This window comes from Tamlana sp. s12 (assembly GCF_016767215.1).
GTDB classification, from domain to species: domain Bacteria; phylum Bacteroidota; class Bacteroidia; order Flavobacteriales; family Flavobacteriaceae; genus Pseudotamlana; species Pseudotamlana agarivorans.
The window spans coordinates 2,295,439-2,318,270 of sequence record NZ_CP068547.1 but is presented as its reverse complement, the minus strand read 5'-3'; the positions used below and the strand labels follow the sequence as shown (position 1 = coordinate 2,318,270).

Genomic DNA, 22,832 nt, shown 5'->3' with positions numbered 1-22,832 from the left:
ATTTACAAAATTAAGTTAAAAATTTAATGATATTTTAAAGAAAAGCTAATAATGGTATAAAAAATTAAATGTTTCAATCTAATTAATAGAAAAAAAACAACTTTAGAAGGACGCTCTAAATTCTATCAAAAATTTTAACGTTTTCTTTTTTGGATTTGCGATAACCGCAATAAATAAAAGGCCTAAGCCAAAAAGTCTATTTCTTCAATTTTTTGATTTTTACATTTCAAATTTCGGTAAAACCACAAGACATTGCCTTTATATAATGTAATTATACTAATATTTTTAACCATCCTTTCGTGGGATACAGATGAAATTTATGATAACACGACAAGAACCATTTTTAATTGAAGAACATGAAAAAAACTACCTTACTCTTAACTTTATGTATAGCCTTTTCATTTGCGGCTAACGCACAATATTTACAAGATTTTACAAATCCGCCTGCTGGATGGGTTAGTTACAAAGGCACAGTAACTAGCGAACAAAGCAAATGGGAACATTATGCTGAAGGTGGCTACATGGTTGTATCGCCTTCTGATGCACCAACTCAAGATTGGTTAGTAACACCAACTGCTCCTATTACTGCAACAAATTCAAAATTAGTTTTTGACCAAACTGATATTCTTGCAGCCGACAATAAATCGGTACTTACTATTCGTGTAGCTGAGTACGTCGATGCCAACACGCAATACGATCATGCTGCTTTTACAACAGTAGACACGCAAACCGAACTTGAAGTAACTAATGGTGCCAATGGTAGATTTTCGCAACATGCCGTGGACTTAACAGCTTATGAAGGCAAAACCATATATATCGCATTCGTATGGGAGCAAACTCAAGCTGTTGGTGATGCTTTAGCTATTGATAATGTGGATTTAATTGATAAAAGTTTAACAGCACCAAATGCCGTAATTAATCCAACACCTGCTCATAACAGCACAAATATCGATTTAGATGAAAATAACGGCGACTCTGCTGTTCTAGCTTGGGAACCTGCAACTACAGGAGGTGCACCAACAAGCTACGATATTTACTTTAGTGAAAATGGTAGTGAATTAGCCTATTTAGGTAGTCTTGCAGAAACCACTGTAGCAATTACTTTAAATTACAACTCAACCTATAACTGGGTAGTTGTTGCTCGTAATGGAGCTGGTAATTCGGGGGCTAATGCGACGGTATGGACGTTTACAACTGAAACAGATCCTAGTTTATCGACTGAAGAACATGATATTAATGCTATAAGTGTTTACCCTAATCCTGTAACCGATGTTATTAACATTAAAGCTAATACAGTAATTGATCACGTAGAAATCGTTAACAGTTTAGGACAACAAGTATTAACTCTAAATGGCGGTCAAGTATTTGATAACAGAATTGATTTAAGCCATTTAAATAAAGGTTTATATTTAATCACTATTAAAAGTGACAACAAAGCAAAAACTTTAAAATTCGTTAAAGAATAATCGAGTTTAACAAAACATCAGCACTATTTCTTGGTAAAGATTTTGGTAAATATAAAGTGTTGATTTTTACTTTAGTTTAAGTGACTATTAAAAAAAGGCTGTCTTCTAGACAGCCTTTTTTGTTAATGAGTAAAATGAATATTTCCTAAAAGATTTCCAATCCGCCTTTACCTTCACGAATTACTATAGGGGCATCTTCAGATAAATCAATCACTGTTGAAGCTTCATTATCGCCATAACCCCCATCGATAACCAAATCGACCAAATTATCCCATTTTTCTAAAATAAGTTCGGGGTCGGTGGTATATTCTAAAACCTCATCTTCATCACGTATAGAAGTTGAAATGATTGGGTTTCCTAAGCGTTTTACGATTTCTAAAGCTATATTGTTATTAGGAACTCTAATACCAACCGTTTTTCGCTTTTTAAACGGATTAGGTAAATTTTTAGACCCTGGTAAAACGAAGGTGTAAGGACCAGGTAAAGCACGTTTTAGAATTTTAAATGTACTGGTATCAATTTGCTTCACATAATCGCTTAAATCGCTTAAATCATGACAAACAAAGGAAAAGTTAGCTTTTTCCAGCTTCACACCTTTAATGCGTGCAACACGTTCTAAGGCTTTGATGTTTGTAATATCGCAGCCCAAGCCGTAAACCGTATCTGTTGGATAGATAATAAGGCCACCCTGTTTTAAAACCTTTACAGCTTTATCAATTTCTCTTTCATTAGGGTTTTCTTCGTAAATTCTTATAAAATCGGCCATAGTATATCTTGTTAAGCTTGCTTACACAAAGTAAATGCTAAAATGTGAGTTACAAAGCACACGGTTACAAAGTTACAAAGTTAAACGGTTAAACGGTTAAACGGTTAAACTCAAAATAACATCTAAATTACACCAAATGAAAAAAAGACCTGTGATAATCCGTGGCCAAAAAACTTTTAAAAGACACTGATTTCACAGATTTACACAGATGCTCATTAGCACGAAGATTATAGTTGAAATGTCGGTTAAACAATTACACGATTAAACGAATAAACAGTTCAACAAAAAAACCTACCCGATCACCTCTAACTTAGCAAAACGAAGCAACAACTTTTTAGTCCCTCCATGCTGAAAATTAATCTCTGCTTTTACATCGGCTCCAGTGCCTTCAATTTTTAATACCTCTCCGGTTCCGAATCTGATATGCTTAACTTTATTACCCACAGTCAACTTATTATCAAATAAATTAGAGCCTCCGCTACTGTCTGAAGATTTAGCTACCGGCTTTAAATTTCTAGTCGTTGGTGCTACATACTTTTCAGGTTCTTTTTTCGGGGTTTTATTTTTAGTGAATGTTGGTTGCTTAGCCGGTTTATAACGAATTTTATTAGGCTCGGTATCTCCAAAAATATCAGCAGAAAGCATCGGATTTATACGGCGCTCTTCCATTGGTGTAAGCACTTCTAAATATTGCTCGTCTATTTCTTCAATAAATCGACTCGGATCAGAATCTACCAATTTCCCCCAACGGTATCGCGATAAAGCATAAGTTAAATAGGCCTGTTTCTCGGCACGGGTAAGCGCTACATAAAACAAACGACGCTCCTCCTCCAACTCACTTCTGGTATTCATGCTCATGGCACTTGGAAATAAATCTTCTTCAAGCCCCACAATAAACACATTAGAAAACTCTAACCCCTTTGCTAAGTGAATGGTCATTAAAGCCACCTCATCATCATCTTCAGTTTCATTATCCAAATCACTAGACAAAGCCACATCTTCTAAAAATTCGGATAAAGAGCCGGTTGCATCAGCGATTTCAATCTGTCCTTCAACGAAATCTTTCATACCGTTAATAAGCTCTTCGATATTTTCAACACGGGTCACACCTTCTGGCGTAGTATCTTTACCAAATTCTTTTAATAAACCACTGGTTCTGGTCACATGCTCTGCCAATTCAAAAACATCGGCAGTCTGATTTAAAACTTGATAACTCTCAATTAAGGTTACAAAATCTTTCAGTTTATTTTTTGTACCTGAATTGATTTTAATATCGGTTTTATCGATGTTTTTCATCACTTCAAAAATGGTACGCTTGTAACCATTAGCGCCCACTATAAGCCTATCTACCGTAGTTTGACCAATGCCTCGGGGTGGAAAATTAATAACACGTTTTAAAGCTTCCTCGTCGGCAGGATTTACAATTAAACGTAAGTATGATAAAACATCTTTAATTTCTTTACGCTGATAAAAGGACAAACCGCCATAAATACGATACGGAATACCACGCTTACGCAAGGCTTCCTCCATGGCACGAGACTGCGAATTGGTACGGTATAAAATCGCAAAGTCACTGTTGTTTAATCCGTCCTTAGTTTTATTCTCTAAAATAGTACTGGCCACATAACGTCCTTCATCACCATCGGTTAAGGAACGGTGTACTTTTATTTTACCTCCTTCGTCATTGGCTGTCCAAACAATTTTTTCTAGTTTGGTTTGGTTTTTATCAATGATAGAGTTTGCTGCGTTTACAATGTTTTTTGTTGAACGGTAGTTTTGCTCCAAACGGAACATTTTCACATCATCATAATCCTTTTGGAAATTTAAAATATTACTAATGTTCGCACCACGGAAAGCATAGATACTTTGGGCATCATCACCTACTACGCATATATTATGAAATTTATCGGCTAAGGCTCTAACAATTAAATATTGTGAATGGTTGGTATCTTGGTACTCATCAACCAAAATGTATTTAAATCGGTTTTGATATTTCGCTAATACTTCAGGAAATCGAGTTAAAAGCTCATTGGTTCTTAAAAGTAAATCATCAAAATCCATAGCACCCGCTTTAAAGCAGCGGTCTACATACTCTTTGTAAATATCACCCATGCGCGGACGTCTTGCCATCGCATCAGCTTCTTTTAATTCAGGATTTTGAAAATATGCACGAACGGTAATTAAACTGTTTTTATATGATGAAATACGGGAACGTACTTGTTTAGCTTTATAAATATCTTTATCGAGTTGCATTTCTCGAATGATAGATCCAATAAGTTTATCGGAATCTTGAGAGTCGTAAATGGTAAAATTACTTGGAAACCCTAGTTTATCGGCCTCAATTCTAAGAATTTTAGCAAAAATGGAGTGAAAAGTTCCCATCCACAGGTTTTTTGCTTCACTAGCCCCTACAATGGTAGCAATACGCTCTTTCATCTCTTTAGCTGCCTTATTGGTAAAGGTGAGCGATAAGATATTAAAAGGATCTATGCCTTTGCTCATCATGTAAGCAATACGGTAAGTTAGCACTCTTGTTTTTCCAGATCCAGCACCTGCAATAACAATCATGGGTCCGTCAATTTGTATCGTAGGCTCTAATTGAGCGTCATTTAACTGGCTTAAGTATTTTTCCAAATCATCATCAATTTTAGGCCGTGAAATTAACCAATGTTAGGCTTTTTATAGGATGAAATAATTAATAATTATGAACAAATTAAGGAATTACCAAGTTTTTAATTGAATATCCGTAATCTAAAAACTTGTCTCGTCATTCTGAACTTGTTTATTTTCAAAAAAACATCAAACTTTATATTTGTCATGGGATGCTGAAACAAGTTCAGCATGACGCTCGCATATACTAAACAGTACTTTATTAGTTTTTAGCGTGAAGTAGCCCTTCCTTGACGTTAAGCCAAAGGAATATCCGAAGTCAATAATAAATTACAAGGTCCACCTGCACTTGTTTATTTTCAAAAAAAACATCATTACTAATAATTATCATGTGATGCTGAAACAAGTTCAGCATGACGCTAGCATATACTAAACAGTGCTTTTTTAGTTTTTAGCGTGAAGTAGCCCTTCTTTAACGTTAAGCCAAAGGAAATTGAAAACCGATTTAGTTTTATCGCGTTTAATACCGTGCCTTTTAGCTTCTGCAAAGGCACTATCGCCATGCTCGGTAGTTTTCTTAACAAAGATATTAGCTATAGCAGATAAAAACTTGTTTTTCTTATGTTTATGCTTTCGTAAAATATCTACTCTAAGACCATCGAAATCTGTTTTTAAATCAATGGACGAATGATTGGCGGTAGCATCAATAGTGAAGTAGGTTTTGTGTAATATACCCTCAAATTTGACATTGAGATTCGGCACTAAAAATTGATTCATTTTTTCGGCATGAAACGATCCTAATTCTGCTTTAAAAAGAAACCGATCGTATTCGTTGTTAATATCAAAATCACAGTACGCTTTTAATGGCGCTTCATCCATAAACCTTGCTGTTATATTTACTACCGTTTTATCTCCTTCAGGGTATGTATTATTAATGTTGGACATGGTTGCGTTAAAATCTGTGAAAAAAATTTCGCCAGGAACACCCGAATGATGTACACGCTCTTCATAAACAATCTTCCCGTCGTAAACCTGAAGTTCTTTCACATTAAGATCAAAATTTAACTCTCTAAGCATTTTACCATATAGTGATTTTATAGTATAATCGTCTGCTACCAATTTGTCTCTATAGATGTTAAAATCTAAGTGATGCAATGCCGCTTTATTTGTAGTAAAATAAAAAATAGTATCTTGTTTATAACCAAAATCCACTTCATTTATAACAATAGAATCGACACCTAAATTAAAGTGATCTCTTTCTGTTGTAATGTGTTTAGAAAGTTCCTTTTTAGAAAACATGGTTTTTAGCTGAACGGCTTTTAATACCGAAGCATGATCCTTTAATTGTGCTTGACTAATAAATAAACGATCATACGCGCCAACGTTAAGCTGTATCGAATCTGCCTCAATATCAAAATCTTGAAATGTCACAGGCATACGATTTTTTTTATCGGGGTGATGTTTTAAATCCTTTAAATTTATTTTAAAAGATTTAATATCAAACAATAACGAATCGTTTTGTAGACTTAAAACTTGAGCAGCCCCATTGGTAATCTTTACATTTTTAATAACTACTTCTGGAGTCTCAGAAGCTTCATAAGCACTGGTTGGCTTTTTTTGTTTACCTGCTTTGTAATATGTTACTTTTGGCGCATCTATTTCCAAAGCTTCAATGCTAACTTTATTATAAAATACAAATTCTATATAATCAATGTCTTCAATTAAAATGTTACTTAAATTCAATTTTATAGATTTCTCTTGAGTAGTTTTATTTAAAACAGAAATAAGCACATCTTTAAACTCCACGGTTCCAGAGACCACATCAACATGAATATCTTCAGTATTAACATTAATATGTTCTGGTAAATTATGTAATGCTTTTTCTATTTTTAGCTTTACAAAATAATTAGAAACAGGCACCGCTATAACGGCCAGAATAACAATAAAGACGAGAAGTCCTAAATATTTATATTTCATGTTATAAAGATATATATTCAATCTTTATGAAAAACAATAATTTTAAATACCTTTAAAAACTTAAAGAAAAACAGGAATTACACCTTAAATTATAAACATGAGTACGATTTTAGATTTAGTATCTCACATAAGCTGGTGGGGATGGTTATTAATAGGGTTAGCCTTAGTAGCTATACGCGATGTATTTTTTCAAAAACAACATACCATAAGCCACAACTACCCCATTTTCGGGCATTTACGCTATTTATTTGAGAGTATAGGTCCTGAAATGCGTCAATATTTTGTGGCAAATAATCGTGAAGAGCTGCCTTTTAACAGAATTGAACGCGGTTGGATTTACGCCTCGGCTAAAAAGGAAAACAACTACGAAGGTTTTGGTACCGACCGAGATATTTATCAGCATCAGCATATTTTTATTAATAATGCGATGATGCCTTTTAAACTTCCTGAAAATCATCCTAACCACGAAGACAAATCTTTTTTGCCCTGTGCCAAAGTGATGGGTGAATTTCATAAAAGGAGAAGGCCTTTCAGACCAGCATCAGTCATCAATGTTTCGGCCATGAGTTTTGGCTCCCTTTCCGCGAAAGCGATAGAATCGTTAAACAAAGGCGTTAAAATCGCTGGAGCGTATCACAATACTGGTGAAGGCGGTTTATCGCCACATCACAGTCATGGTGGCGATGTTATTTTCCATTTCGGAACTGGATATTTTGGTGTGCGCTCTGAAGAAGGCGGATTTTCCATGGATAAAATGATAAAACTGGTTGAAAACAACCCTTTTATACGAGCTATTGAAGTTAAACTTTCTCAAGGCGCTAAACCTGGAAAAGGTGGTGTGCTTCCTGGTGCTAAAATCACTAAAGAAATTTCAGAAATTAGAGGTGTTCCTATTGGTGTTGATGTGCTTTCACCTCCAAACCATAAAGCCTTTTCTAATATTCCTGAAATGGTAGATTTTATTGAAAAAATAGCCGAGGCTACAGGCTTACCTGTTGGTATAAAAGCTGCTATTGGTAAGTTAGAACAATGGGAAGAATTGGCAGACTTTATGGTAGCCACTGGAAAAGGCCCTGACTTTATTACTGTAGATGGTGGCGAAGGTGGTACCGGAGCAGCTCCTCCTAGTTTTGCCGATCATGTTTCTCTACCTTGGGTTTATGGTTTTAGCGATTTGTATAAAATGTTTAAAAACAAAGGCCTTTCCGAGCGTATCGTATTTATTGGTAGCGGCAAATTAGGTTTCCCTGCTAAAGCTGCTATGGCCTTTGCTATGGGAGCCGATTGTATTAACGTAGCCAGAGAGGCCATGATGAGTATTGGGTGTATTCAAGCTCAAGTGTGCCATACAAACCGTTGCCCTAGTGGTGTGGCAACACAAAGCAAATGGTTGCAGAGCGGCATAGATCCTACGTTAAAATCGGAGCGCCTAGCACAGTATTTTAAAACATTTAGAAAAGAATTGATTGAAATTACACATGCTGCTGGCTACGAACACCCTTGTCAGTTTACCATGAAAGACATCGAAATGAATATCGACGACCACAGTCTGTCGAATAAATTACATTCAACATTTGCATACGAAAAAACAAGCGTTCCATTTTTAGGAATGCAAAATTTAAAAGATTGTTTATATTTGGGTCATCATCCAAAGTAATCACTTAAACCAAACCAAATCTTATGGAAGCCTCTAGAGTTATTGACCTTTTTTTATTCGCCATACCTTCATTAATTACAGGTTGTATTGCCTATTACTTTTTTAAAGAGCATACCAAAAATGAAGACGGCAGAAGACGTTATCTACTCAAAAAAGATTTGCAGGTAAACACGATTCCATTACGCTTACAGGCTTATGAGCGTATGGCTTTATTTTTAGAGCGCATTGCCCCATCAAAACTTATGGTAAGAGTAACTCCAATCACATCAAACAAAGAAGATTACGAATCCTTACTTATAAAAAACATAGAACAAGAATTTGAGCATAACTTATCGCAACAAATCTATATTAGCAATAAATGTTGGAGCATTATTACAACGGCTAAAAACGCCACAATTCAACTTATTAGAAAGGCAAACATGTCTGAAAAAACAGATACTGCCAACAAATTAAGAGAGGTTGTTTTAACTGAAATGATGGAGCGTCCTTCCCCTAGCGATGCCGCTTTATCCTTTGTAAAAAGTGAAGTTTCGGATATGTGGTAAGCATCCTTCGATGCTTAACCAAGCTGAACACCTAACATATTATTTATCCATTCGAAGTTCATTGGATTGTGCTGCTTTACACTTTTCTTTAGCATACTCATAGCCCTTGTCCCACCAATCGGTCATGAGTTTCTTATTAAAAATTAAGGAATTTTCAGTTAATCGCGACGGCGTATAATAAAGATTTAACTTCACACCACGATTTTTGGCAGCCAATTTTCCAATTAAGATATCACTGCGTTCTACTTGATCTAGAAGGTGACCAAAAAGATTCAGCATTAAAGAATATGGGTTTTTCCCTAAAACCTTATTGTACTGCATGTTTTCAGATTCTAAAATAATCGCATCAATTTCTGTAGCACCTCTTAAAATCGCCTCTCGAATAGGCACCACACAACCAAAAGCCCCATCAGCATACTCGAAACCGTCTTTTTTCACTAAAGACATAAAAGGTATGTAGTTACATGAAATCCAAACCCAATCACAAAACTCGTCGTAACTAAAGTCTTTAATAGATTTATATTCGGCGATGTTTTTAGATAAATTAGACACGGTTACCACAACGTCTTCCTTGGTCGCTTTAATTTGATCGTAGTATGCTTTCGTGAAATGCTTTCTAAAATAACGCCTTAAAGCCTTACTCTCTCCGAAGGTCCGTTTCATTTTTATAAACTGCCACAGCGAGTTTATAAAGTCGATAGATACAAACTCTCGATCGCCTTTTTTACGCACTATAAAAGGGTTTACACTAAATATGTTATACTGATTAACATTCGTAAAAACTTCGTGGATTTCATCAATTTTACCCGCTGCTAAATGCGGAATAAGCATACTACCCGTAGAAGTCCCTAAATACAAATCGTATTCTCGCTTTTCTTCCTTAATTAAATACTCTGCCACACCACCTGCGTATGCGCCTTTACTACCGCCTCCAGAAATTACTAATGCTTTCAAATTTTTAAATTTTGTAATTATAAAATGATCCTTAACGCTATTTATCCTGCTTCAACATTTGTTTTGCAAATTTTGAAAATTGCCAGTTATGATGCGTGGTTGCCTGTTGCAAATTATCTAAACACAAGGTTCTGCAAGCTTGAATTTGATTCAAATATGCAAAGGCATTTTGACGAATTTCAAAACTATACCTCGGATTTGTATAATCGGTGAGTTCGTCAAAATAACGTGATTTATTTAGGGGTTCAAAATCTTCTGTAATCAATGCTAAAGTTAACCAAAGAATACGCACGTTTTTATCGTTAAAACCAACGATATCCTTGGTTTGTTTTAAATATAAAGCATTATCATTAGGAAAACTACGCCATAAATTGAATAAAGCTGCTTCTATGGTAGCGTAAGACTTATCCTGAAGCAAGGTCTCATAATCTGCTTTTTCAGCTAAAGTGATGGTTGACATGGATAAAGCTACGGCCTGCCTCTCTTTAATAGATTTTAGGTTAAAAACCGATTTTGTTATATTTCCTTTTAGCAAGCGAATCACTTCAGCATTCTGATACTTGTTTCCCGAAGCTTGTATAAACTTCTGGCAATCTTTGGCCGATTTATCGCAATCCAAATCTAAAAACGTCTTATAGCCTTTAAAATTTCTCCTAAGATAGCTTTCAATCTCATTGTAATGGTACTGCGAAGATTTCAGCCACTTGTTTACAAACTCGGTTAAGTCTTTACCACTAGTCTTTTCTATTTCAGAAATAAAATCTTGGGTTTCAACATTTTTAAACTGATACTTCCACAAATAATTTTTCACCCCTTTTTTAAAGTCCTTCTCACCTACCTTATCTTTTAGTAAAACCAAGCCCCAGGCGCCCTTTTTATAGAAAGTGGTGCTACTCGATTTAGGATCCAGTAAGGCCGTGCTTGCTCCTGCCCTGTCTTGATCTAATAATTCCTGAGCATATTCATAAAGTTTGTACTGATAATATTCTACTCCAAAAACCTCCCGCTCAGCTAACAACGCATAGTAGGTCGCAAAGCCCTCTTGAAGCCAATGGTGTGTTCCTGATGTTTCGGTTACTAAGTCGCCAAACCATTGATGCGCTAATTCGTGCGCATTAACATTCACATAGTTTTTATCTACAAATGCGGTTTCATCAATTAAAAAGGCATCAGAAAATATAGTGGCACTGGTATTCTCCATACCGGCATATAGAAAATCTTTAACAGGAACCTGCTTGTAATTTTGCCACGGATAAGGAACACCTATTTCTCTTTGTAGAAATTCGAAAATCTGCAGAGTATGACGATAGGTTGGTTCAAACTTTTCTTCATCAGCAGGGTAATAATACATTTCTAATGGAATACCATTGTTTGAAAGTGTTGTTTTTTTGTCATATTTACCAATAGCAAACGCCAACAAATAACTCGACATGGGCTTAGTCATATCAAAATACCAAGTGGCTAAAGACCCCGAAATGGTTTTATCGGTAAGCTTGCCGTTAGCTATCACCTCATAATTTTTATCGAAGGTAATGCTTAAATCAAATTCGATTTTTTCATTCATATCATCGATACTCGGAAACCAATTACTGGTGTATTTCCCCTGACCCTGAGTCCAAATTTGACGGTTACCATCAATATATTCCCAATCGATAAAATATAAAGCTTTTTTCGGACGCGCCTCCCAGTTAACCTCAAGTGAATAGGATGTATTCGCTTTAAATTGATGATTAATTATAAGCCTCTCACCATTGTAAGATCCTACTTGAACATCATCATTTAAAACAGCTGATATGCTTTTAAAACCTTTAGCATCTAGAAAAATGGAATCGGTGACTTTTAGAATATCAAACTTGTAAACCACTGTGCCTTTAACCTCCTTGAGTATGAGATCACCAAAAGAAATTTCAGCTTTAGCTTGTTTAAAATCGACAATATGGGTTTGTTGCGAAAAACAAATACAAGTCGATAGTAGAAAAAAAAAGAATAGGTTACGATTCATATAGGATGAGGCTACAATACTTTTATAAAATAAGGTTTAATACCAATTCTGAGTTAGATATTGAAATTCTGAAATAAATTCAAATTGACTTCAATTGGAAATAAACATACAAAAAAAATAGCCGATTCAGAATTTTAATATCTCCGTAACGAAGAAAAACTGAATCGGCTATTTATATTTTTATAAAATTAAGACTTGCTTAGAAGCAATCCCAAGCACCTTATAAAGTAAGAAATGGTTTCCTAAAAGTTACCACAATCATCATGCTGTGCTTGATCCTTAACCTTTATTCATTGAAAATCAAAGATTATAAGAATCTGAAATAAATTCAGATTGACGTACAATCAACTTTTAAATCAGCTATTTATTAGAATTCCATTAATTAAAAACTATGAAATTCTATTAAATTGGCTTCGTAATACTGATCTCCAAGCTTAGTCAATAAGTTTCGTATTACATGACTATCGCCTTTAACAGCAATAGCAGAATACCCCACATTATTTAAATGTCCTAACCTTAAATCGGCGATATTAATGTTTTTAGACGCTAAGGCCGAAAGTAATATTAAAAGAACACCAGGAGCGTTATTATGCTTTGTTAGGATCACCTTTTCACTTAATGCTAAATTTAATGCCACACCATCCATTTCTAACAAATAAACACCTTCGCGGTAGTAGTTTGGCAATTCGGCATTTTCCTTATACGTCAAATTGCTAAACGTTCCAGAGTCGGTACCATTAATAAAATCGATAGCACTTTTAACATTGCCATTCCCTTCACTCAGTGAAAGAAAAGCCTCTGCCGTACCGTTTTTATTCGATCTTAAACGCGCTGTTTCCACATTAATGCCTTCGGAAGCCAAAGTATTAAACAATGAAGAAATAACACCTGGCTGATCTAAATGCTCTGAAAACAAACCATTGACTTTCTTTCCAGACATTTTAGGAATTTCATTCGTAACTGTAATGGATTTACCCCATTTTCTAATACGAATGGCGTTATAATCGCCCATCCCTGTTGAGTTCTTGTATAAATCTACAAACTCAGAAAAAGAGCCTCCAAATGAGAAATCTGGAATAATACGGCGCTCTGTATCATCCAATCGCTGATTTAACAACTCAATTCCCTTGTTTAAAACGGTATATTTCACTTTCAGTTCATGATCGTCATAAATCGTACGGTTTTCCGGAATAAGCTTCGAGTAACTTACATAACTCTCGTAACCTGCTTCCTGTATATATTCTAAACTTTCCTTGTAATTTAAACCATAATAACGCACGTGATGTGTATCGGTACCCACACAAACCGGAATTTGCAATTGGTGCGCACGACGTAAAATACTTTGTACAGGATACACGCCAACACCTTTAAACTTCCCTGCCATATTCACATCTAAAGAAAGGTTTCTATCGGCAATAAGCTCTAAAAGGGCTCTAAATTTATTAGCTAAAGGATGCGAGCTCGTTTCAAAATTAACAAGCGCCTCTGGCATATCTACATTCAGTTTTGGTAAATCGATATGACCGATAATCTGAATCATATCACCAAAACATTCAATCATTTGAATCATTTCATTGAAATAACCATCCCAATACGCTTCCAAGCTTCCTCTAAGCTTCAGTAGTTCTTCAGCCTCTTCTTTCGATCCATCATAAGGCAGACCTTCAGGAGCAAAATGTACAGATCCAATAACGTAATCGGCATCTTCCGCTTGAAAAATCTTAGAACGACTCCATTGTAATCCTAAGTTTGGCCCCATCCATTCCAACTCAACACCAAATTTTATATTGATTTTCCCAGCATATTTCTTACGCAAATTAGCTATTCGCTTAGGATAGTTTAAATAAGATCTGTTTCCACGAATAAACTTAACATTCGTATCTTTTTCAGCCGTATATCTAAAATTTGTTAAACGCGGTGAATGAATAATAAAAGTAATGCTTGGGTTTTTCGCTTCAATGGCTTTATCAATAATATCCTCTAGTTTATCGATACCATGCTTTACGTGATCTTGTTCGGTACCCGCATGAATACCATGCGTTTCCCATATAAATTCGTTGAGTTTTCTCATCAATCTATCTAACTTTAAAATCGTCTATTTTTAAGAACAACAAATTTAACCATTGCTATAGAATTAATAACAAACATTTAATGCTTTTAGTTAAAATTCATTAATCTTCTAAATTCTCAAAATAAAATTTCAAAAATCATCCAGATATTAAGAATTCAATAAGAGTTTTCATTTTATTTTTATTGATTAAATTCGCCTCGTTATGTCTGTAAACCTACAAACCCCCATAGATTATTTAAAAGGCGTAGGCTCGAGTCGAGCCGATTTATTACGTAAGGAGCTTGGCATACACACCTTTCAGGATTTAATTAATTTATTCCCAAACAGATACATAGATCGCACCCGGTATTACAAAATAAACGAATTACAGCAAACCAATGCTGAAGTTCAAGTTATTGGCAAAATAACAGGTTTTAAAGAAGTCGCTCAAAAACGAGGCAAACGACTAGTTGCCACCTTTCAGGATAACACAGGTACAATGGAATTGGTTTGGTTTCGCGGACAAAAATGGATTCGTGAGAGTCTAAAAGCAAACAAACCTTATGTCGCTTTTGGGAAATGCAACGTCTTTGGAAATAAATTCAGTATGGCCCATCCCGATTTAGAGCTGGTAGAAGCCCATGAAAAAAATATTCGTTCGGCCATGCAACCAGTATATCCATCTACCGAAAAATTATCAAATCGAGGAATAAGCAATCGGGTTTTATGTAAAATCATGCAGCAATTATTTATCGATTCTGGCGGAAAATTTGCCGAAACTTTACCCGAAAATATGCGCTCAGAATTACACTTAATTAGCAAATCATCGGCGCTTTTTAATGTGCATTTTCCTAAGAGTTCGGAGCTACTTTCTAAGGCACAATTTCGACTAAAATTTGAAGAATTATTTTACATTCAACTGCAATTAATTATTAAAAATTTAGTGCATAAATCGAAAATAAAAGGGCTCCCATTTACGAAAGTAGGTGACTACTTTAACACCTTTTTTAGCGAGCAATTACCCTTCGATTTAACAGGTGCACAGAAGCGTGTTTTAAAAGAAATTCGTGCCGATTTAGGGAGCAATGCGCAAATGAACCGCCTTTTGCAAGGTGATGTGGGTTCTGGGAAGACCATTGTAGCCTTCATGTCAATGCTCATGGCACTTGACAACGGTTTTCAAGCCTGCTTAATGGCGCCGACTGAAATTTTGTCAGTCCAACACTTTAACGGACTACAAGAACTATGTAAACCACTAAATATCAGTATTTCACTACTCACTGGCTCAAGTAAAACTTCAGAAAGACGAAAAATTCACGAATCGCTAGAAAATGGTGAATTACAAATCTTAATTGGCACTCACGCCCTTCTTGAAGACAAGGTGAAATTTAAAAATCTAGGCCTTGCTATTGTCGACGAACAACACCGATTTGGAGTTGCTCAAAGAAGTAAATTATGGCGAAAGGGACCGACAAGCCCTCCTCAATCCTCCCAAGGGGCCTCCATCCCACCACACATTTTAGTGATGACCGCTACCCCTATTCCACGAACTTTAGCCATGTCGGTTTACGGCGATTTAGACATCTCTATAATCGATGAATTACCTCCAGGAAGAAAGGCTATAAAAACGGTGCATCGCTTCGATAAAAATCGCCTCAATGTATTCCGATTTATTAGAGATGAAATTGATAAGGGCAGACAAATTTATATTGTATATCCGCTTATTCAAGAGAGCGAGAAAATGGATTATAAGGATTTGATGGATGGTTATGATAGTATCGCGAGAGACTTCCCTATGCCAAAATATCAAATTTCCATTGTTCATGGCCAGATGAAACCAGCCGATAAAGAATTTGAGATGCAGCGCTTCATTAAAGGTGAAACACAAATTATGGTAGCCACGACGGTTATTGAAGTTGGTGTTAATGTTCCTAATGCCTCGGTTATGATAATCGAAAGTGCCGAGCGTTTTGGTTTATCGCAATTACATCAATTACGCGGACGTGTGGGGCGTGGTGCCGAACAGAGTTACTGTATTTTAATGACTGGACACAAACTTAGTGCCGACAGCAAAACCCGCATGGAAACCATGGTACGAACCAATGACGGCTTTGAAATCGCCGAGGTTGACTTACGTTTAAGAGGTCCGGGTGATATTATGGGTACCCAACAAAGTGGCGTTTTAAATTTAAAAATTGCAGATATCATTAAGGATAACGACATTTTAAAACATGCCAGACATCAAGCTAAAAACCTATTGAAAACAGACCCTAAATTGGCACTTCCAGAAAATCAAGTGGTATTAAACACCTACAAACAGCTTACTAGGTTTAAAAACATTTGGAATTACATCAGTTAAGTTTATGATGCTTTGGGATGCAGAAATCTGTTTTAGAGTAATAATGCCCTTATAGATTCCCAACTTCACTAGAATAACAAAAAATTAAAATACCTACTTTTACAAAAAAAAAGATATGCTTGGTTTAAAATTAGCAACAGACCCACGCTGGGTTAATATTGTAGAATCTAACATAGAAGAAATTTTAACAGACCACGCGTGGTGTGAGCAAAAGGCTGCGACGAATGCCATAACTATTATCACCTTAAATTCTGAGCATACCGATTTAGTTACCGAACTTTTAGAACTTGCTAAAGAAGAATTAGAGCACTTCCAGATGGTTCATGATATCATAAAGAAACGAGGCTATACTTTAGGGCGCGAGCGTAAAGACAGTTATGTTAATGAGCTTTATAAGTTTATGAACAAAGGCGGAAACCGTGTGCAATCTATGGTAGACAGGCTTTTGTTTTCGGCGATGATTGAAGCGAGAAGCTGCGAACGTTTTAAACTACTCTCTAAAAGAATTAAAGACCCTGAACTTTCAAAGTTTTATCATGATTTAATGATTAGTGAAGCCGGGCATTACACAACTTTTTTAAAATTTGCACGTCAATACGGTCAAGGGGTCGATGTTGAAAAACGCTGGAAAGAACTCATTGATTTTGAAGCTAAAGTGATTCAGAACTACGGTAAAAGTGAAACCATTCATGGCTAAACGCTTTTTGACAAAGTATTCCCAGAAATTTATTTAAAAAGGCCGTCTAAATGCCTTTTAATTTAGTTTTGTCAAGTTAATCCGGTCGAAACCCTTATAAAAATAGGGATATTTCGACAAATTCAACACAACAGAGATATAACATTTTAGACAGCCTTAACTCACTGATTGAAGTTTGATTGATGACACTTTTGTCGAGTTTCAAGGTATTTATATTTTAGACTCCAATGTGTTAGTGTTTTGTTAATTACCGATACCACACTGTTAATTAACAGTTTACCGCAATTCAAATTCATTAAAATCTTCTCAAACAGATTGATTAACTTTGCAATCCTTAAAACAAGTGAGGCAAACATTACGTATGATTCATATTCATCAAAAAACATTACAAGATTTAGAATTTCAAACCGTTTTACAGCAAGTTAGCGAACATTGTGTTACGCCACTTGGGCATGAAAAAGCTTTAGAAATTTCACCATATAAAATAAAAGAAGAACTCCTTTTTTCTTTACAATTAACGCATGAATATGTGGCCTCGTTTTATAACGATAACCGCATTCCAAATCACGGTTTTGATGCCATTACTAAAGAGCTTAAGCTTTTAAAAATAGAAAACACCTTTTTAGAAGTTCATGGGTTAAAAAAAATTGTAGCCATGTCGGTTACGGTTAACGATATCCTTATTTTTCTAAAAAAGTTTGAGGAATACTACCCCAATTTATATCAGTTTGCTTCGCATATAGAAGTTACCAAACTGCTTATTGAAAAAATTAATAGCGTTGTCGATCGTTTTGGAGACATTAAAGACAATGCATCGCCTTTATTACAGGAATTACGACAGTCGATTAATAAAGTTAAAGGTAAAATCAATGCCAGTTTCAGTTCGGCCTTAAACACCTATCACGGATTAGAATATTTAGACGATATTAGAGAATCGGTAGTAGACAACAAGCGTGTTTTGGCGGTAAAAGCCATGTACCGCCGTAAGGTTAGAGGATCTATTATGGGCGGTAGTAAAACGGGGAGTATTGTTTATATCGAACCAGAAACCACGCTTCAGCACACCAGAGAACTTAATAATTTAGAATACGAAGAACATGAAGAAATCATTCGTATTCTAAAGGAAGTTACCGATTATATTCGTCCGTTTTTACCTTTACTAAACGATTATCAGAACTTTTTAATTGATATCGATGTCATTTCCGCGAAAGCGAAATACGCCAGATCGTTAAATGCGATACTCCCAGAGATTTCGGATGAAAAAAGCATGTTTTTACGCGATGCCTACCACCCGATACTCTATTTAAACAATTTAGAGAAGGGCGAAAAAACATTTCCTCAAACCGTCGAACTCCAACAAGACAGTCGTATTATTGTGATTTCGGGACCAAATGCCGGCGGAAAAAGTATCACATTAAAAACAGTCGGTTTACTTCAAGTTATGCTTCAAAGCGGGATGTTAATTCCAGTTCATGAACGAAGTAAAGTATGTTTATTCGATAGAATTTTAAGTGATATTGGTGATAATCAATCTATTGAAAATCATTTAAGTACTTACAGCTACCGCTTAAAACAAATGAATTATTTTTTAAGAAAGTGTAATAAAAACACACTTTTTCTTATTGATGAATTTGGAACAGGCTCTGACCCAGAACTTGGTGGTGCCCTTGCGGAAACCTTTTTAGAAGAATTTTACCATCGTGAGGCCTTTGGAATTATTACCACCCACTACTCCAATTTAAAGATTCTGGCTAATGAAATGCCACATATGCTTAACGCTAACATGCTTTTTGATGAACGCACATTAGAACCTTTATTCAAATTGGTTATCGGTCAGGCCGGAAGTAGTTTTACATTTGAAGTCGCGCAGAAAAATGGTATTCCATACGGATTAATAAACCGTGCTAAAAAGAAGATTGAGCGCAGTAAAGTACGTTTTGATGCTACGATAGCGAAACTTCAAAAAGAACGCTCTAAACTTGAAAAAACAGGTCAGTCGTTAAAGTTAAACGAAAAGAAAAAGCTCGAGGAAGCTGATAAGTTAGAAGAAATAAATGCTAAAATTCAAAAGAAACTAGAAAGCTATCAAGAATTGTATGATAGTAATCAGCGCTTAATTTATTTAGGACAAAAAGTGAATGATATTGCTGAAAAATACTTTGAAAACAAGCAGAAACGCGAATTAATGTCGGAGCTTTTTAAAGTGGTTCAAATAGAAAATTCGAAGCGTAAAAAAGTTTCAGCTAAGCAAAAGAAGGTCATAAAAGCCAAAGAGCAAAAAGTGAAGCAAGAAGCTGAAAAGAAGGTTGAAGTGATTCGACAAAAGAAAAAAGTCGCTAAGCAAAAAGCTATTGAAGCGCCTAAACCTAAACCAACCTTAAAACTTGGCGATCGCGTACGCATGGAAGATGGCCGTGCTATTGGAACTATAGATAAAATTGAAAAAAATAAAGCGGTTGTGAATTATGGTATTTTCACGACTAATGTGAGTATAGACCAATTAGAATTAGTGGAAGCAAAAAAATGATAAATTTACCAAAACATAAACAACTTATTCTTTTTGACGGTGTTTGTAACCTCTGTGATGGCAGCGTAAAATATGTTATAAAACACGATAAGGACAACCGTTTTATGTTTGCGGCATTACAAAGTGAGATTGGTAAAAAAATTATTAAAGCTTATAACATTGACACCGAAAAAACGGACTCTATCCTACTCTACAGCCCTGAAAAAGGCATCAGCTACAAATCTACCGCAGCTTTAAAAGTGGCTTTAAAATTAGGGTTTCCACGGAATTTAATGGGTGCGTTTTTAATCGTTCCTGCCTTTATTAGAAACGCTGTTTACGATTTTATTGCAAAAAATCGTTATAAATGGTATGGCAAAAAAGACAACTGCATGATTCCCACGCCCGAGTTAAAAGCTAAGTTTTTAGATTAGCTTATTGTTCTGGAACCAAACTCCCCCATTCCGTCCAAGAACCATCATAAACCGCTATGTTTTTATAATCGGACATCGTAGCGCCCAAAGCTAATACACAGGCTGTAATTCCCGAACCACAAGAAAAAATGATAGGATCGTCTTTTTTGGCTAATTTTTGAAAAGCTTGATTGATTTCTGATTTAGATTTTAATTTTCCATCGGATAATAAATCTGTAAAAGGTAAATTAACAGAATTTGGAATCGTGCCCATACGTAAACCTTCACGTGGTTCTGGTGTCTCACATTGGTACCTTGCTGCCGATCGCGCATCAATAATGGTGTGTGATTTATTTTCGGAAGCCGCTTTAACATCGTTAAAAAATTGCATAAAACCTGGCTGTAACTCTGCTGAAAAGTTACCCTTTTCACCCTGATAGCCTGAAGCGTGCTCTATGGTATAGTTCATTTTTTTCCATTCTGGAAAACCACCATCCAAAATAGCCACATTATTATAACCAAAAGCTTTAAACATCCACCATACTCGAGCACTGGAATAGATACCTTTATCATCGTAAACCACAATGGCACTATCGGAATTAACACCTAAAAGCCGAGCTTCTTCTTGAAATTGAGCTTCAGAAGGAAAGGCGCTAGGAAATTCATTTTCAACAGCACTAAACTTTTGTTTGATATCGAAAAAACGTGCCTTCGGAATTTGTTTTGAATCCGCCGTAAACACTTTGGCAATGGTGCCATCTAAAATCACCAAGTTTGATGCATCCAAATGACTATTAAGCCAAGACACAGAAACAACAGGTTCGGTTAATGTTATTTTATCGGACATGAGCGTTTAAATTGATTATTTATTGTTGCTTATTTATTATTGAAGGGGGTTGGTTACTGGTTATTTGTTGTTGGTTGTTGGTTTTTAGCATTTTGCCTCCTGCGTAAAATAATTTATTATTCAAATGGCTCCTTAGGTAGAGCTAATAAATTCTTAACATATCGCTTATTATTATACGGTTTACCGTTTTTCATTACTTCAAATAATTCAACAGCTAAACATTGTCCAATCATTTGTCTTGATTGAAAATCATCAAACCCTTCCTTTTTCAACCTATCAAATGTTTCTTTTGTTTCTGGAGGAGTATTATCTTTTAGTTGATTCTTTATTATATCAAAAATCTGCGCTCTTAATTTCTCATTTGTTTCCATATACTTTAAAAATATTAAGGTAATCGTGATTTTGTTTTCCCATCAAACAGTCTAGAAATAATACGTTTTATGAATTATTCGTCACTAGTTTTCAACTTATAGCATACAGCATAAAACATAACGCTTATCGCTTATTCCCAACTTTCCACTTTTAATTTTTAACTTTTAATTTCTAACTTTTAACTTTCAAAATCACCTAACCGCCTCATAATTATCATCCCATTCTTCTGGTTTAGGATCATGTAGTTTTCCTAAAGATTTTGCTACCAACATGGAAACTGTAGCATCACCAGTTACGTTTACAACTGTTCTAAGCATGTCTAAAGGGCGATCTACCGCAAAAATTAATGCAATTCCAATGGGTAATAATTCCGCTGGAAAGCCAATAGATTCTAATACAATAACCAACATCACTAGACCTGCGCTTGGTACGGCAGCACTTCCAATAGAAGCTAATAAAGCTGTAGCGATAATAACCAATTGATTTGAAAATGTTAAACCTTCTGGCCAAATAACCTGCATGATAAAAACCGCCGCAATACCTTGATATAAGCTCGTTCCATCCATATTTACAGTCGCTCCAACAGGCAGTACAAAACCAGACACTTCTTTATCAACTCCCAAATGCTCTTCAACACGTTCCATAGTTACAGGTAGTGTTGCTGCACTACTACTGGTAGAAAAGGCTAATAATTGCGCCGGACTTATTTGTTTTAAGAACCACATGGGTGATTTTTTAACGTACACTCCTATTAAAAGCAGGTAGAAACAAATCATTAATAAAAGACCGCCAATTACACAGAAAGCATAAAAAAGCAGTTTTATTAAAATCTCTACATCGTCGAAAGCAATAATAACGTTTGCTAATAATGCGAAAACCGCATAAGGTGCAAAAAGCATGATAAGATCTACCATTTTCATGACCACATCGTTGAGGGAATCGAAAAAATCAACTAATGGCTTGGCTTTCTTTTCGCCTATTAATAACAAACAAACACCAACAAATAGGGCGAAAAATATAATTTGAAGCATGGAAGCTTCTGCAAAGGATTGAAAAATGTTACTCGGAAATATATCGACCAAAGCTTGTAAAGGCCCCGCATCTTTTTGAGCGCTTGCTTTCATGAGTTTATCGGTAACTCCAGCATCGTTCTCGTATTTTTGTTTAATTTTTTCGATAGTGTCCTGAGGCATACCTTCTCCAGGTTTCACGACATTAACAATACTTAAACCTATAACAATTGCCACTAAAGTAGTGGCTATGTAAATCCCAATGGTACGTAGTCCCATGGATTTAATTTTAGAAATATCTTTTAAATCTGAAATTCCTTTAATTAAAGACGCTAAAATTAAAGGCACTGCAATCAGCTTAAGAAGATTAATAAATATGGTTCCGAAAGGCGCTATCCAGTCTGATACAAACCCCTTTCCGCCATTTATAGAATTCATTATGAAGCCAAAAACGACTCCTAAAACCATTCCGATAATAATCTTCCAATGTAATGCTAGTTTCTTCATTTGCTATGTTCTTTCTAAGTAGTGAGCAAGATAAGTATTTTTAATTTTTTTGGAATTCGAATTATTGGAAATCTAAATCCCGAATCGATCATGT

The 22,832-nt window shown here is 35.4% G+C and carries 16 protein-coding genes; 7 read left to right on the top strand and 9 right to left on the bottom strand.

The annotated features are described in order from the left end of the window. Positions 1-356: 356 nt before the first annotated feature. Positions 357-1,466, top strand: coding sequence for a T9SS-dependent choice-of-anchor J family protein (locus JJL45_RS10175; protein ID WP_068604151.1), 1,110 nt, complete (start codon positions 357-359; stop codon positions 1,464-1,466). 145 nt (positions 1,467-1,611) lie between these two features. On the opposite strand, the gene JJL45_RS10170 is transcribed toward JJL45_RS10175, so the two are convergent. The 3 genes from JJL45_RS10170 to JJL45_RS10160 form a co-directional block, all read right to left on the bottom strand. After that, positions 1,612-2,232: an L-threonylcarbamoyladenylate synthase gene (locus JJL45_RS10170; protein ID WP_067148120.1), complete on the bottom strand. Its 621-nt coding sequence runs from the start codon at positions 2,230-2,232 to the stop codon at positions 1,612-1,614. Positions 2,233-2,523: 291 nt separating this feature from the next. Continuing rightward, on the bottom strand, positions 2,524-4,866 hold the full coding sequence (locus JJL45_RS10165) for an ATP-dependent helicase (RefSeq protein WP_068604153.1): 2,343 nt from the start codon (positions 4,864-4,866) through the stop codon (positions 2,524-2,526). Positions 4,867-5,286: 420 nt separating this feature from the next. Next, positions 5,287-6,819 (bottom strand): hypothetical protein, encoded by a 1,533-nt coding sequence (locus JJL45_RS10160; RefSeq protein WP_068604155.1) that lies wholly within the window; start codon positions 6,817-6,819, stop codon positions 5,287-5,289. Between the two features lie 97 nt (positions 6,820-6,916). Here JJL45_RS10160 and JJL45_RS10155 point away from each other — a divergent pair, with 97 nt between their 5' ends. Together JJL45_RS10155 and JJL45_RS10150 are read left to right on the top strand one after the other, a co-directional pair. Further along, on the top strand, positions 6,917-8,476 hold the full coding sequence (locus tag JJL45_RS10155) for an FMN-binding glutamate synthase family protein (protein WP_068604157.1): 1,560 nt from the start codon (positions 6,917-6,919) through the stop codon (positions 8,474-8,476). 23 nt (positions 8,477-8,499) lie between these two features. Next, the gene (locus tag JJL45_RS10150) at positions 8,500-9,021 is read left to right on the top strand and encodes a hypothetical protein (RefSeq protein WP_068604159.1); all 522 of its coding nucleotides are present in this window, start codon (positions 8,500-8,502) and stop codon (positions 9,019-9,021) included. Between the two features lie 39 nt (positions 9,022-9,060). Here JJL45_RS10150 and JJL45_RS10145 read toward each other — a convergent pair whose 3' ends face one another. From JJL45_RS10145 to JJL45_RS10135, 3 genes are all read right to left on the bottom strand, one after another. Next, a complete protein-coding gene (locus JJL45_RS10145) occupies positions 9,061-9,975 on the bottom strand; it encodes a patatin family protein (RefSeq protein ID WP_067148064.1) in 915 nt (304 codons plus the stop codon). Positions 9,976-10,012: 37 nt separating this feature from the next. Then, positions 10,013-11,977 carry a M1 family metallopeptidase gene (locus JJL45_RS10140; RefSeq protein WP_068604161.1) on the bottom strand — a complete coding sequence of 655 codons (1,965 nt, stop codon included), beginning with the start codon at positions 11,975-11,977 and terminating at the stop codon, positions 10,013-10,015. 382 nt (positions 11,978-12,359) lie between these two features. Continuing rightward, positions 12,360-14,048 (bottom strand): histidinol-phosphatase HisJ family protein, encoded by a 1,689-nt coding sequence (locus JJL45_RS10135; protein ID WP_068604163.1) that lies wholly within the window; start codon positions 14,046-14,048, stop codon positions 12,360-12,362. Between the two features lie 202 nt (positions 14,049-14,250). Between JJL45_RS10135 and recG the strand changes: the two genes are divergently transcribed. The 4 genes from recG (at position 14,251) to JJL45_RS10115 (ending at position 20,023) form a co-directional block, all read left to right on the top strand. Continuing rightward, positions 14,251-16,386 (top strand): ATP-dependent DNA helicase RecG, encoded by a 2,136-nt coding sequence (recG, locus tag JJL45_RS10130; protein ID WP_068604164.1) that lies wholly within the window; start codon positions 14,251-14,253, stop codon positions 16,384-16,386. A 115-nt stretch (positions 16,387-16,501) separates the two neighbouring features. Further along, positions 16,502-17,083, top strand: a complete 582-nt coding sequence (locus JJL45_RS10125) for a tRNA-(ms[2]io[6]A)-hydroxylase (RefSeq protein ID WP_068604167.1) — start codon at positions 16,502-16,504, stop codon at positions 17,081-17,083. Positions 17,084-17,444: 361 nt separating this feature from the next. Further along, positions 17,445-19,610, top strand: coding sequence for an endonuclease MutS2 (locus JJL45_RS10120; protein WP_068604170.1), 2,166 nt, complete (start codon positions 17,445-17,447; stop codon positions 19,608-19,610). Then, on the top strand, positions 19,607-20,023 hold the full coding sequence (locus JJL45_RS10115; RefSeq protein ID WP_068604172.1) for a thiol-disulfide oxidoreductase DCC family protein: 417 nt from the start codon (positions 19,607-19,609) through the stop codon (positions 20,021-20,023). The genes JJL45_RS10120 and JJL45_RS10115 overlap by 4 nt, the downstream gene beginning before the upstream one ends. 1 nt (position 20,024) lies before the next feature. Here JJL45_RS10115 and JJL45_RS10110 read toward each other — a convergent pair whose 3' ends face one another. The 3 genes from JJL45_RS10110 to JJL45_RS10100 all read right to left on the bottom strand — a co-directional run bounded on the left by JJL45_RS10110 (position 20,025) and on the right by JJL45_RS10100 (position 22,738). Next, entirely contained in the window at positions 20,025-20,849 is an 825-nt protein-coding gene (locus JJL45_RS10110) for a sulfurtransferase (RefSeq protein WP_068604174.1), read from the bottom strand. Positions 20,850-20,965: 116 nt separating this feature from the next. Then, complete coding sequence (locus JJL45_RS10105) at positions 20,966-21,220, bottom strand: DUF1841 family protein (protein ID WP_068604175.1); 255 nt, start codon at positions 21,218-21,220, stop codon at positions 20,966-20,968. Positions 21,221-21,412: 192 nt separating this feature from the next. After that, positions 21,413-22,738, bottom strand: a complete 1,326-nt coding sequence (locus JJL45_RS10100) for a dicarboxylate/amino acid:cation symporter (protein ID WP_068604177.1) — start codon at positions 22,736-22,738, stop codon at positions 21,413-21,415. Positions 22,739-22,832: the final 94 nt, after the last annotated feature.

Coding starts and splice junctions, on each gene's coding strand:
- JJL45_RS10100 (WP_068604177.1), bottom strand. CDS start 22,738: ATGAAGAAACTAGCATTACATTGGAAGATTATTATCGGAATGGTTTTA.
- JJL45_RS10125 (WP_068604167.1), top strand. CDS start 16,502: ATGCTTGGTTTAAAATTAGCAACAGACCCACGCTGGGTTAATATTGTA.
- JJL45_RS10110 (WP_068604174.1), bottom strand. CDS start 20,849: ATGTCCGATAAAATAACATTAACCGAACCTGTTGTTTCTGTGTCTTGG.
- JJL45_RS10170 (WP_067148120.1), bottom strand. CDS start 2,232: ATGGCCGATTTTATAAGAATTTACGAAGAAAACCCTAATGAAAGAGAA.
- JJL45_RS10105 (WP_068604175.1), bottom strand. CDS start 21,220: ATGGAAACAAATGAGAAATTAAGAGCGCAGATTTTTGATATAATAAAG.
- JJL45_RS10160 (WP_068604155.1), bottom strand. CDS start 6,819: ATGAAATATAAATATTTAGGACTTCTCGTCTTTATTGTTATTCTGGCC.
- JJL45_RS10175 (WP_068604151.1), top strand. CDS start 357: ATGAAAAAAACTACCTTACTCTTAACTTTATGTATAGCCTTTTCATTT.
- JJL45_RS10150 (WP_068604159.1), top strand. CDS start 8,500: ATGGAAGCCTCTAGAGTTATTGACCTTTTTTTATTCGCCATACCTTCA.
- JJL45_RS10115 (WP_068604172.1), top strand. CDS start 19,607: ATGATAAATTTACCAAAACATAAACAACTTATTCTTTTTGACGGTGTT.
- JJL45_RS10155 (WP_068604157.1), top strand. CDS start 6,917: ATGAGTACGATTTTAGATTTAGTATCTCACATAAGCTGGTGGGGATGG.
- JJL45_RS10135 (WP_068604163.1), bottom strand. CDS start 14,048: ATGAGAAAACTCAACGAATTTATATGGGAAACGCATGGTATTCATGCG.
- JJL45_RS10120 (WP_068604170.1), top strand. CDS start 17,445: ATGATTCATATTCATCAAAAAACATTACAAGATTTAGAATTTCAAACC.
- JJL45_RS10140 (WP_068604161.1), bottom strand. CDS start 11,977: ATGAATCGTAACCTATTCTTTTTTTTTCTACTATCGACTTGTATTTGT.
- recG (WP_068604164.1), top strand. CDS start 14,251: ATGTCTGTAAACCTACAAACCCCCATAGATTATTTAAAAGGCGTAGGC.